Raw genomic sequence first — 11,539 nt, 5'->3', positions numbered from 1 at the left:
ATTTGTTCGTATTTAAATTTTAAGATGATAACTCTAACAGAAGAAAATTATATAAAGGCCATTTACCATTTAAGTAAACATGGTAAAGAAATGGTAAGCACTAATGCATTGGCAGAAGCTATGCGTACAAAAGCTTCGTCTGCAACAGATATGGTTAAGAAGCTAGCCGAAAAAAACTATGTAGATTATAAAAAATATCAAGGCGCCATACTTACCGAATCTGGTAGTACGATTGCTATTAACGTGATTAGAAAACATAGGCTTTGGGAGGTGTTTTTAGTAGATAAATTACATTTTTCATGGGATGAGGTTCATGAATTGGCCGAGCAGTTAGAGCATATAAAATCTCAAAAATTGATAGATAAATTAGATGCATTTTTAGGACATCCAACTCATGATCCACATGGCGATCCGATTCCAGATAAACATGGCGATTTTACCTTTATAGATAAAATAATGTTGGCTCAGGCTCAAGTTAACGAAACTTATAACTGTGTTGGAGTGAATGATAGTTCTTCTAAGTTTTTGCAATACTTAAACAACAATAAAATTGAACTTGGAACGAAAATTGAAGTATTACATAAAGAAGCGTTTGACAGTTCGATAAAAATTAAAGTGAACGGACTTGAGATGGTAGTTTCCAACAGCGTGGCACAAAACTTATACATCCAGAAGGTATAATTTACTGGATGTTTATGGTAAATAATTTAAATTTATAATATGGCGAAGCAGGGTGTATTTCTTTTATGTTTTTTAAGTACTCTAATAACTTTTGCTCAAGATTCTACCTATCTAAAAGTAGAGACTCCAAAGATTGTAGCAAAATTATTTCTAGGAAAAACCTATCATATAGAAGATGTTCAAATAAAGTTTTCTGATGTTTTAGCTGATTCTCGTTGCCCCGAGGATATTACTTGTGTTTGGGCAGGCGAAGCTACCGTATTGGTAGATATTATTGAAAATGGGACTTTACGCGAACAAAAAAAGTTGATTTTTCAGCCAGGAAAAAGACAAGATAAAAAACTATTTAATCTATTCTCTTCAGAAACAACTACAATAACAGCACTTAAAGTTTTACCCAATTTAAATTCAAAGAAAAAACTTAAGAAAGAGGCATATTACCTTCTATTAGAAATTGTTAAAAAGGAATAATTATTTAGTGACAGTTATCGCAATCGTGTGGCTTGATTCCTTTCTTAGATTTCGATTTTTTCCAAAAGAATTTCTTCACCAAAAAAGCTACAGCAATAAAAAGTGCTGAAAAAGCTAAAATATTTTGTAGAAGATCGTTCATAATCTGTTAGTCGAAATTTATATTAAAACCTTAAATCAACAATTGATAAGCAATTAGTGCAACCACGTAAGCAAAAGCACTCATTAATACTAGTTGTAAAATAGGCCATTTCCAACTATTAGTTTCACTTTTAACTATAGCAAGCGTACTCATACATTGCATGGCAAAAGCGTAAAACAGTAATAAAGAAATTCCTGAAGCAAAATTAAATAAAGGTCCACCCAAGATCGGGTTTACTTCTCCGGCCATTCTGTTTTTAATAGTTTCTTCCTCGTCACTTCCTACACTGTAGATAGTTGCTAAAGTTCCAACAAATACTTCTCTGGCAGCAAAAGAAGTTACAAGTGCAATCCCAATCTTCCAATCGTATCCCAAAGGTCTAATGGCAGGTTCTATAGCTCTTCCTGTTAATCCAATAAAAGAGTATTCTAGTTTTTGAGAAGCTATTTCGTTTTCTAATTCTTCTTCCGATAAATCTTGAGAGGCAAATTTTTCGGTAACTATTTCTTCGGCATTATTAAATTCTTCTCCAGGACCATAAGATGCCAGAAACCATAAAATTATTGAAATAGCTAAGATTATTTTTCCTGCACCAAAAACAAAAGCTTTCGTTTTTTCAATTACAGTTATAGCAACATTTTTAATTAGAGGTAGTTTGTAATTTGGCATTTCTACCACAAAAAACGACTTGCTTTTAAATTTTAAAATCTTATTTAAAATCATAGCAGAAATTAAAGCTGCTCCAAAGCCAATTAAATAAAGTAGCATTAAAGTTAATGCTTGATAACTCATGCCTAGAAAACTTCCTTCAGGAATAACTAAAGCAATTATAATTAAATATACCGGAAGTCTTGCAGAGCAGGTAGTAAATGGAGTAACTAAAATGGTTATTAATCGCTCTTTCCAGCTTTCAATATTTCTGGTAGCCATAATAGCGGGAATGGCACATGCAGTTCCAGAAATTAAAGGGACCACACTTTTTCCACTTAGTCCAAAACGTCTCATTCCTCGGTCCATTAAAAAGACCACCCGACTCATATAACCACTTTCTTCTAAAACCGAAATAAAGAGGAATAGGAAAGCAATTTGTGGAATAAATATAACAATCCCACCTAGACCAGGAATAATTCCTTCAGATAATAAATTGGTAAAAGTTCCAGCAGGCAAGGCGTGTTTTGCCCATTCGCTTAAAGATGCAAAACTTGTATCGATAAAGTTCATAGGTATTTCAGACCAGTCGTAAATGGCTTGAAAAATAAGTAATAGAATAAGTAAAAAGATGACATAACCCCAGAATTTATGAGTTAAAACTCTGTCTAATTTTATACGAAAATCCTTTGCAGTGCTAAGGTCGATAGTCTGACCCTTTTTTAAAACGTTATTTATAAACTGGTAGCGTTTTACAGTTTCTTTTTGCTGTAATCTTTTTAAATCGGCTTTAGATTTTGTTTTAAAATCTTCAACGGCGTCAAATTCTTTTCTATTCGTTTTTCCAAAGTTAACATCTTGTGTAATAACCAGCCAAAGTTTATATAATGACTGATTTGGGAATACATTTTGTAAGTCTTCGAAATATTTTTTATCAATTTCTGAAGCATTTAAACAAGGAGAAATAGAAAGATCTCTATAATTGAAAATTAATTCTTTTAAATTCTCAATTCCGCTATTTTTCCTGGTACTGATTAAAGCAATCTTAGTGTCAAGTTTAGCTTCTAAATAAGGAATATCTAAAGAAATACCTTTGTATTTCATTCTGTCTGCCATATTAATAGCAAGAATAACAGGTATTTCTAAATCTTTAATTTGAGTAAATAATAGTAAATTTCTTTTTAAATTTTCTACATCGCTTATAACTACTGCAACATCAGGAAAGTCTTTGTCGTTTTTATTTAAAAGTAATTCTATAACCACATTCTCATCTAAAGAAGATGCGTTTAAGCTATAAGTTCCCGGTAAATCTATAATATGGGCTTTTACTCCACGAGGTAGTTTACAAATTCCTTCTTTTTTTTCTACAGTTATTCCAGGGTAATTTCCAACCTTCTGGTTTAATCCTGTTAAGGCATTAAAAACTGAAGTTTTACCAGTGTTTGGATTCCCTATTAAGGCGACATTTATTTGCTTACTCATTTACAAATTTCAATTAAAATATGGGTAGCCGTCTCTTTTCTAATGGCTAAATGCGTTCCATTTATATTAAGATACAAGGGATCCGAAAATGGAGCTACCTGCAGAAGCTGAACTTCATTTCCTGGTAAGCATCCCATTTCCAAAAGTTTTAAGGGGACGTAGATGGAGGAAACATCCGTGATAATAGCTTTCTCTCCGCGTTTTAGATGTGCTAATGTAACTTGCAAGCTTATTTAGATTGATTTTAAAGAAGCAAAAATAAGATAAAATTTTAGCGAAAAAAAATTGTGAACTATAAAACTATTTATATTCCTGTTTTAAAATTTCTATCTCTTCTAGCAATCGAGAAATGTCCTCAGGGTTTGTACCATCGTAATAACCTCTAATTTGACGCTTTTTATCTATTAACATGAAGTTTTCGGTATGAATCATGTCGTATTCATCTCCCGTGCCATCATCTTTTACCGCGAGATAACTTTTTCTAGCTAAATTGTAGATTTCCTTTTTGTCTCCCGTTACCAGATTCCATTTGCTGTCGATAACTCCTTTTTCTAACGCGTACTTTTTTAGTTGTTCTACTGTGTCAATGTCTGGAGTTACAGTATGAGAAAGCAGCATAACATCCGCATCGTCTTTAATTTCCTTTTGAATTAAAACCATATGATCTGTCATAATTGGACAAATTGTTTGGCAGGTTGTAAAGAAAAAATCAGCTACATAAATTTTATCCTTATAGTTGTCTTGTGTAATGGTTTTTCCATTTTGATTTGTTAGGCTGAAATCGGCAATTTTATGATACTTTTTTTTATAAACAAGAGTGCTGTCAACCATTTCAGAATTAACCATAGCCGGCTGATAAATGGGCAAAGGCTTGTAGACATCGAAAATATTATAGATTATTACTACAATAATTAAAGAAAGTGTAGCAAAAACGATAGCAAAATATTTATAGTCTTTAAAAAATGAGAGCATTTCTATTTAATTTGGAGTTTTTCGAAGATTTATTTGCAAAAATACGACAGATAAGTGTTTATTCGGTAAATTTAACATCTAATTATATAGTTGTGAAAAGAATATTACAGTGCTTATTAGTTTTAACTCCAATCTTGTTTTTTGGTCAGGATTTTACAAAATCTATGAATGACATTCGAGATGCTGAGGCTAGAACAGCTTTAAATAAAATGTTTTATCGTGTTAATATGAACACAGGAAATTATGATGTTACTTATCATAAATTAGAATTGGATGTGGATCCATCTCAAGCTTTTATTTCTGGGGATGTTACTACTTATTTTGAGGCTAAGGAAAACTTATCGGAAGTTGTATTTGAGCTGACTTCAAATATGACTGTTTCTCAAGTATTACAACGTGGAAACGCCTTGTCTTTTATTCAGAATTCGGATGATGAGGTTGTTATTACATTAGATCAGGTTCAAAATGCAGGTGTTTTAGACTCGCTAACAATTAGTTATTCAGGAAATCCGGTAAGTTCCGGATTTGGCTCTTTTGAACAAAGTAGTCATAATGGAGATCCTATTATTTGGACGCTGTCTGAGCCTTATGGGGCAAAAGGATGGTGGCCTTGCAAACAGGATTTAATCGATAAAATAGATGCTATTGATGTTTATATAACAAGCCCGCTTAATAATCCTTCAAACGAAGAATATATGGCTGTTGCAAACGGATTAGAACAAAGCCAAACTGTAAATGGCGCTTATAAAACCACACATTTTAGTCATCAATATCCTATTCCTGCGTATTTAGTTGCTATTGCTGTAACTAATTATTCTATATATTCAGACACCGTAGATAACAACGGAAATCCTTTTGAAATAATAAATTATGTATATCCTGAAAATTTGGCATCTGCTCAGGTTAGCACGGCAGTTACGGTAGATATAATGGACTTGTTTTCCAATTTATTTCAGGAGTATCCTTATGCCAATGAAAAATACGGACATGCCCAATTTGGTTGGGGAGGAGGTATGGAGCATACCACTGTTTCTTTTATGGGAAGTTTTGGAAGAAATTTAATTGCGCACGAATTAGCGCATCAATGGTTTGGAAATAAAGTTACTTGTGGGAGTTGGAAGGATATTTGGCTGAACGAGGGTTTTGCAACCTACCTATCCGGACTTGTAGTCGAAAATTTAGATGGGAATAATTCTTTTAGAGGTTGGAAACAATCTTTAATAAACTCGGTAACGTCGCAGAGTGGAGGCTCTGTTTATTTAACAGATACAGATACCTTAAGTATAAATAGAATTTTTAGCAGCAGATTAAGTTATAATAAAGGAGCTATGGTAACGCATATGTTAAGAAAGAAGCTTGGAGATGCCACTTTCTTTCAAGGGATGCAAAATTATTTAAATCACCCAGATCATGCTTATGCTTACGCCAAAACAGAAGATTATAGAGAAATCATGGAGGATGCTAGTGGAGAGAATCTCACAGAGTTTTTTAACGACTGGATTTATAATCAAGGTTTTCCTAGTTATGAGCTAACCTGGAACCAACCAAATAATAATGAGATATGGCTTTCATTACAACAAACACAAAGTCACTCATCAGTTTCTTATTTTGAAGCACCAGTACCAATCCGGATTATTGGAACAAATGGGGAAGAACTAGATTTAGTTTTAGACAATACTTCAAATAATGAAACCTTTTTAAGAACCGTTGACTTTACAGTAGACACTGTAATTTTTGATCCAGAAGCAGATTTAATTTCAAAATACAATACAGTAAGTTTACATATAGACAAAGTCACTCTAGAAAATCAATTTCAAATCTACCCAAACCCAACTAGTCAAAGTGTACATATTTCTAAACCCAATAGTATAGAGGTTAGTAGTATAAATGTTTATAATGCCTTGGGGCAGCTTTTACTAACAACACCATGGGTTGATAGTGTAGATTTATCTTCTTTATCGTCGGGGTTGTTTTTTGTGCAACTAGAAACTAATCAAGGAATAATTAATAAATCCGTGTTAAAAAAGTAGGTTATAGCCAAGTAAATGTTTTCTAAATGCTGTTAAAACACTACTTTTGCAAATTAATTTACATTAGACTAAAATATACATGGAGTTTGTTATAAAAATATCTCAATTTTTATTGAGCCTTTCTTTATTAATTGTTTTGCACGAATTGGGACACTTTATTCCTGCGAAACTTTTTAAAACTAGAGTTGAAAAATTCTATCTGTTTTTCGATGTTAAGTTTTCTTTATTTAAAAAGAAAATTGGAGACACCGTTTATGGAATAGGTTGGTTGCCACTTGGAGGATATGTTAAAATATCAGGAATGATAGACGAAAGCATGGACAAAGAGCAAATGGCACAACCACCACAACCTTGGGAGTTTAGATCGAAACCAGCCTGGCAACGTTTAATTATTATGCTTGGTGGAGTAACAGTTAATTTCTTATTAGCTGTTATTATTTATATAGGAATGAGTTATTATTATGGAGATAGAATTCTTCCTAATGAAAACATTACAGATGGTGTTTTGGTTGAAAGCTCGGTTGCTAATAAAGCAGGGTTGCGTACAGGAGATAAAATTATATCTGTTGATGGTGAAACTATAGATCATTTTTCGCAGATTTCTGAAAAAGTATTATTCGGGAAAAGGATTGTTATTGAAAGAGACGGACAACAATCGACCGTTACTTTACCAGAAGATTTTTTATCTCAATTATTAGATTCTAAAGAGAAATCTTTTATAGACTTAAGAATGCCATTTGTTATTGCCGAAGTTCCTGATTCTTCTTTTAATAAGGGAAGTGGAATTCAAAAAGGGGATATAATTACAGCGTTTAACGGAAAACCAACAAAATATATTGATGAGGTAATTCCTGAACTTGATAATTTAAAAGGTCAAGATGTAGAAGCTACAGTTTTAAGAGATAAAGAAAAGTTACAAATTCCACTTCATATTAGTGAAGAAGGGAAAATGAGTTTGGTTTATGCTTCTGGTGCAACTCCAGAGACCTTGGAAGCATTAGGGTACTATAAATTTGAAACACATAAATATAGTTTGCTTGAATCAATTCCAATCGGGATTAAGAAAACGGGAGATAAAATTTCCTCATACATCACGCAGTTTAAAGCTATTTTTACACCAAGTACAGGAGCTTATAAAGGCGTGGGTGGATTTAAAGCCATCTACGATATATTTCCTAGCTTTTGGAGCTGGCAAGTTTTCTGGAGTATTACAGCCTTCTTATCTATTATGTTGGGGGTTTTAAACTTGCTGCCAATTCCAGCTTTAGACGGTGGACATGTCATGTTTTTACTATATGAAATGATCTCTGGAAGAAAGCCTGGAGATAAGTTTTTAGAGTATGCACAACTAGTAGGATTTATTATTTTGATAGCTTTAGTTTTGTTTGCAAATGGGAATGATATCTTTAAAGCAATTTTTAATTAATTTTTTTTAAAATAGTTTTGCAATAACTAATAATTAATATATATTTGCGCTCGCTAAGGCAAAAAACACACTACTTTACAACTGCAAAAATAGTTAGTTTAGAAAATGTGAAAGTCAGAAAAAAGACTTAAAAAGAAAAGAACACTCCTCCTTAGCTCAGTTGGTTAGAGCATCTGACTGTTAATCAGAGGGTCCTTGGTTCGAGCCCAAGAGGAGGAGCAATTAGAAAAGAAGTTCAACAGAAATGTTGGACTTTTTTTATGTCTAATTTTCTGTGAATGTATGTAACGGTTATAGGGGATCAAGTCAAAAAGTTGTGGGATTTTAGGATTATGGATAAATTGTTGTAAGTCTGTCTGTATAGGAAGAATTCAGATCAAATCAAAAATCGGAATCTATTTTTAATTAGCACACACAACTTTTTGTGTTGCCCCGGAATAATTAGCTTTCCTCAAATCTCTTGACTACTACTCACAATCTGTAATCCAACTATCGAAATTATTAAGGTGCCTAAAAAAAATAATCTCCAAAAACTGACTGCTTCTTTAAACAAAACGATTCCTGCAACAACTGTTCCTATAGCGCCAATGGCACCCCATACAGCATAAGCTGTGCCAAGCGGGATAGGCTGTGCTCCACCCATTGATTTAAAAAGCAAATACATGCTAATACTAACAGAGGCAGCAAATGCAATAATCCATATCCAAAACTCTTTCCCTGAGCTTTCTTGAGCCTTTGCCAAACTAATGGCAAAGCCAGTTTCAAAAAGACCACCAATAATTAATAAAATCCAATTGATATTCATTTTTAAAGTTTTATTTAATTTTTTAAGAGTGTTAAATTCGATGTATGTTCTGCGACAATATATCCATATACTAAACCTTGGCAAATTGTGCCTCCAATTCCTGGATACACGCTTCTAAATATATTGGCAGCTGTGTTTCCTACAGCATATAGCCCTTCAATAGGAGACTTATCTTTGCATAACACACGTCCGTGTTCATCAGTCTCCATTGCACCACCTGAAAGTGCAGTGGAGCCACCAACATATGGCGTTTTTTCAATTATTAAGCATTTTAAGCCCTTGTCATGTCCCGCCAAGGCTGTAGCAATGCCAGTTTCTGAGCCTACAATAAGCAAGTCTATTGTTGAATTTTCCTCCACCAGTTCTGCTGATTTCCTTTTCATATTTATTAGCTTTTATTAATCACCACCAAAGTTAAAGGTTTGTTGTTAAGTAACTATTTAAATGTCTTATCTTAACATAATGTCTCCACCATCTGCCATGAGTGTTTGGCCTGTCATATACTGGCTATCATCGCTTAGTAGAAAGGCGACGATTGGTGCTACATCTTTTTGTGGATCTCCAAAACGGTGCATTGGATTTTTACTAATAATCTCTTCGTATTGCTCTGGAAAATGTTCTTTCCATTGTTTTACACCATCGGTAAAAGCTAAAGGACAAACAATATTTACTCGAATGTTATCTTCTGCCCATTCATTAGCGGCTACTCGAGATAATCCTCTAATGGCTTCTTTTGCTGCTGCATAACTTCCTTGATTCTTTTGACCAAGAAGTCCAGCCCCTGAACCAAAATTAACAATAGAGCCTTTGTTTTTTTTAAGTTCGGAGAAAGCAGCTTTCATGAAGTTTAAGGTGCCTTGTAGGCCTGTGTTCATTGACAATGCCCAATCTTCCTCTGTTAACTCTAATAAGGGTTTTTGACGAGAAGCGTGTGCGTTATTGACCAAGCTGGTTAATTTTCCAAATTTGGATATGGCTAATGCAACAGCTTTTTTAGCGACTGATTCTTTTGAAATATCCCCTTTTAAAAATACGATTTGCTCTGGATTAGATGTTGCTTTTTTCTTTCCAGCATCTTCATTTAAATCTACTGCTACTACACAAGCACCTCTTTCGGTTAACTCTGTTGTCATAGCTCCTCCAATTCCTGCCGCTCCACCCGTTATGATGATGACTTTGTTTTTTAAATTTTTCATCTGAAATTATTTTAATTTAAATGTTGGATAAGGAATAAACTCGGTTTCATCTCCTTTAATTTTAGGAAACGATTGTGTTTGCCATTTCTCTTTAGCTTCTTTTATGCGTTCTTTACTTGAAGATACAAAATTCCAATCTATAAATCGTTTTTCTGCAAAAGGTTCTCCTCCAAAGATATAAATAGTACTATTTTCTTGAATGGTAAATTCGCAAAGTGTACTGTCTTTTGCTACTAATAGTTGCTTAGGAGCATAGATATTTCCTTCGCTTTCTATACCACCTTTTAAAATATATAAACCGGCTTCACCATAAAGATCGTTTCCAATATTAACAAGCTGTTTTGTTGTACTTTTTATTTCTAGCATAAACAATTTACTAAAAACTGGAACTGGCGATTTTCTTTCAAAGGCTTCACCTGCCACAAGTTTAAATTGCAAGTCTCTATCTGTCCAACTTGGAATCTCGCGTTCTTCAATATGAGAAAACTGTGGCTCCATTTGCTCCAATTCTTTAGGCAAAGCTACCCAAATTTGTAACCCGTGCATAAATAATGGCGAGTCTCGTAAATAATCTGGTGTACGCTCGGAATGGACAATGCCTTTTCCTGCTGTCATCCAGTTTACTGCTCCTGGCTTTATTTCTACTTCATTACCTAAAGTATCGCGATGCATGATACTGCCTTCAAATAAAAACGTTAATGTGGAAAGTCCTATGTGTGGATGTGGCAATACATCGAAGTTTTCTCTTTCATTTAATTTTACAGGACCCATGTGATCGATGTAAATAAAAGGGCCAACCATGCGTTTTTGACGAAATGGTAATAATCGACCTACCATAAATTTGCCGATATTGGCAGCTCTTTCCTCTATAATTAATTTGATGTTAGACATGATAAATATTTTATATTAGTGATAATTGAATGTTCTAATTACTATTTTACAGGTTTCCATATTACTGGTAATTGCCAGTGAAACTTCACTGATAATAATCGAAATAAAACGATAAAAACAAGACAAATAATTTCGACTGGCATTTTGGGTATGTCCATGCTTTGCAAAAGGAAAAAGATAGCGCCTCCGAAAATACAGGTTGTTGCATAAATTTCTTTTTGGAAAATAAGAGGAATGTTACTTAAAGATATATCTCTAATTACCCCACCAAAACAGGCTGTTATCGTTCCGAGCGCAATACACGCTATTGGATGTAAGTCAAGACCTATGCCTACTTGAATACCAACTACAGTAAAAAAACCAAGACCAATAGAATCAAATAACAACAATACATTATGGTAGTTTTTTATTACAGTTTTAAATAGCAAGCCTATTATTGTACTGAGTAAGACGATAAATCCTGAGCTAAACTCAAATAACCATCTTACAGGAACTTCTCCTAATAACATATCTCGTAAAGTACCTCCACCCAATGCGGTTATAAAAGCAATGATGAAAGTTCCAAAAACATCGAGCTTCTTTTCCATTGCTGCAAAAGTCCCAGCAATACTAAAAGCTACGGTACCTACTATTTCTATAACTTTTAGAGACTCCATTACTCATTTGGTTTTTAATAGTTATGCAGACAATATACAGGATTTAATATGACATAGGAATAATCACGGTTACTTAATTTTACTAGATCAATACGGTTATTTAGATTAAATGTTTCCACACTTGATTTTTTTTTTTTTT

At 33.5% G+C, this 11,539-nt stretch carries 13 protein-coding genes and 1 tRNA gene; 5 read left to right on the top strand and 9 right to left on the bottom strand.

Annotation, left to right across the window (positions count from 1 at the left end; genetic code table 11):
• The first annotated feature begins 24 nt into the window (after positions 1-24).
• A complete protein-coding gene (locus OS188_RS13535) occupies positions 25-681 on the top strand; it encodes a metal-dependent transcriptional regulator (protein ID WP_267149386.1) in 657 nt (218 codons plus the stop codon).
• A 39-nt stretch (positions 682-720) separates the two neighbouring features.
• A complete protein-coding gene (locus tag OS188_RS13530; RefSeq protein ID WP_267149385.1) occupies positions 721-1,152 on the top strand; it encodes a hypothetical protein in 432 nt (143 codons plus the stop codon).
• Between the two features lie 4 nt (positions 1,153-1,156).
• On the opposite strand, the gene OS188_RS13525 is transcribed toward OS188_RS13530, so the two are convergent.
• The 4 genes from OS188_RS13525 to OS188_RS13510 form a co-directional block, all read right to left on the bottom strand.
• Complete coding sequence (locus OS188_RS13525; RefSeq protein WP_267149384.1) at positions 1,157-1,294, bottom strand: FeoB-associated Cys-rich membrane protein; 138 nt, start codon at positions 1,292-1,294, stop codon at positions 1,157-1,159.
• 30 nt (positions 1,295-1,324) lie between these two features.
• Positions 1,325-3,424 carry a ferrous iron transport protein B gene (gene feoB, locus OS188_RS13520; protein ID WP_267149383.1) on the bottom strand — a complete coding sequence of 700 codons (2,100 nt, stop codon included), beginning with the start codon at positions 3,422-3,424 and terminating at the stop codon, positions 1,325-1,327.
• Complete coding sequence (locus OS188_RS13515; RefSeq protein WP_267149382.1) at positions 3,421-3,651, bottom strand: FeoA family protein; 231 nt, start codon at positions 3,649-3,651, stop codon at positions 3,421-3,423. Before OS188_RS13515 ends, feoB begins: the two co-directional genes overlap by 4 nt.
• Before the next feature lie 73 nt (positions 3,652-3,724).
• Positions 3,725-4,396, bottom strand: a complete 672-nt coding sequence (locus tag OS188_RS13510; protein WP_267149381.1) for an SCO family protein — start codon at positions 4,394-4,396, stop codon at positions 3,725-3,727.
• Here OS188_RS13510 and OS188_RS13505 point away from each other — a divergent pair.
• The 3 genes from OS188_RS13505 (at position 4,387) to OS188_RS13495 (ending at position 8,071) form a co-directional block, all read left to right on the top strand.
• Positions 4,387-6,426, top strand: coding sequence for a M1 family metallopeptidase (locus OS188_RS13505; RefSeq protein ID WP_267149380.1), 2,040 nt, complete (start codon positions 4,387-4,389; stop codon positions 6,424-6,426). The two genes, OS188_RS13510 and OS188_RS13505, sit on opposite strands and share 10 nt — an antisense overlap.
• Positions 6,427-6,505: 79 nt before the next feature.
• Positions 6,506-7,852 (top strand): RIP metalloprotease RseP, encoded by a 1,347-nt coding sequence (rseP, locus tag OS188_RS13500; protein WP_267149379.1) that lies wholly within the window; start codon positions 6,506-6,508, stop codon positions 7,850-7,852.
• A gap of 145 nt (positions 7,853-7,997) precedes the next feature.
• Positions 7,998-8,071: transfer RNA gene (locus OS188_RS13495), tRNA-Asn, on the top strand.
• A gap of 232 nt (positions 8,072-8,303) precedes the next feature.
• On the opposite strand, the gene OS188_RS13490 is transcribed toward OS188_RS13495, so the two are convergent.
• The 5 genes from OS188_RS13490 to OS188_RS13470 form a co-directional block, all read right to left on the bottom strand.
• Positions 8,304-8,651, bottom strand: coding sequence for a DMT family transporter (locus OS188_RS13490; RefSeq protein ID WP_267149420.1), 348 nt, complete (start codon positions 8,649-8,651; stop codon positions 8,304-8,306).
• A gap of 20 nt (positions 8,652-8,671) precedes the next feature.
• A complete protein-coding gene (locus OS188_RS13485; RefSeq protein ID WP_267149378.1) occupies positions 8,672-9,016 on the bottom strand; it encodes an FAD-binding protein in 345 nt (114 codons plus the stop codon).
• A gap of 90 nt (positions 9,017-9,106) precedes the next feature.
• Positions 9,107-9,853 carry an SDR family NAD(P)-dependent oxidoreductase gene (locus OS188_RS13480; protein ID WP_267149377.1) on the bottom strand — a complete coding sequence of 249 codons (747 nt, stop codon included), beginning with the start codon at positions 9,851-9,853 and terminating at the stop codon, positions 9,107-9,109.
• 6 nt (positions 9,854-9,859) lie between these two features.
• Complete coding sequence (locus OS188_RS13475; RefSeq protein ID WP_267149376.1) at positions 9,860-10,744, bottom strand: pirin family protein; 885 nt, start codon at positions 10,742-10,744, stop codon at positions 9,860-9,862.
• 41 nt (positions 10,745-10,785) lie between these two features.
• A complete protein-coding gene (locus tag OS188_RS13470) occupies positions 10,786-11,400 on the bottom strand; it encodes a trimeric intracellular cation channel family protein (protein ID WP_267149375.1) in 615 nt (204 codons plus the stop codon).
• Positions 11,401-11,539 lie beyond the last annotated feature (139 nt).

Origin of the sequence: Xanthomarina sp. F1114, from assembly GCF_026410255.1 — a bacterium.
Taxonomy (GTDB): domain Bacteria; phylum Bacteroidota; class Bacteroidia; order Flavobacteriales; family Flavobacteriaceae; genus Xanthomarina.
This window is presented reverse-complemented; position numbering and strand designations above follow the sequence as displayed.